This window comes from Pseudomonas sp. xss_4 (genome assembly GCF_043104125.1).
In the GTDB taxonomy this organism is placed as follows: domain Bacteria; phylum Pseudomonadota; class Gammaproteobacteria; order Pseudomonadales; family Pseudomonadaceae; genus Aquipseudomonas; species Aquipseudomonas parafulva_B.
Map to the genome: position 1 here is coordinate 1 of NZ_JBICKJ010000014.1, position 637 is coordinate 637.

The 637-nt window shown below is 57.5% G+C and carries 1 protein-coding gene; it reads left to right on the forward strand.

Annotated features, from left to right (window positions below; genetic code table 11):
* Window positions 1-637: immunoglobulin-like domain-containing protein (locus tag ACF8GB_RS01255; protein ID WP_392526452.1), on the forward strand; the 637-nt coding region annotated here is incomplete at both ends.

The following is a 637-nucleotide window of genomic DNA, read 5'->3' on the forward strand; positions in this document are numbered from 1 at the left end:
AGATCAACAAGGCTCTGGCCAATGACTTGGTTGTGACCCTGAGCAACAACGCTCAGGTCACCATCAAGGCTGGTCAGACTGCTGTTTCCTACGAACACGCGGCGCAAGGCGACGACGTTTACAAAGACTCGGGCGAAATCAGCCTGGGCATCAAGTCGGCAGCCGACGTAGGCGGTCGTACCTTCGAGAACCTGCAGCTGGGCAATGATGCTTCGGTCAAAGTGACCGACACCATCGACGAAGTTGTGGCCAAGCTCACCGCTTCGACTTCGGTCGCCGAAGGCGGCGAGATAACCTACACCGTGACGCTGACCAACAAAGACGGTCTGCCGATCAACAACCACGCTGAGTTGTACTTCCACCTGAAAGACGGAACCACCGTCGTGGTTCCTGCCAACAGCACCGTAGGTTCGGCCACCGCTACTGCACCGGACAACGTTTATGTGGGTACGAACCCTGCGGTCGTGAACTCGATCGAATCGGTCAGCGGTGCGGATGCCTGGAAGTTCGAGCAACTGACGCTGGATAAAACCCAAGTCAGCACCGAAGTTACCGACGAGCCAGGCTCGGGTACTCCGGGCACGGGTAACCAAGGCGATCTGGTGCTGGTCACTATTACCGCTGACCAGAACTCCGT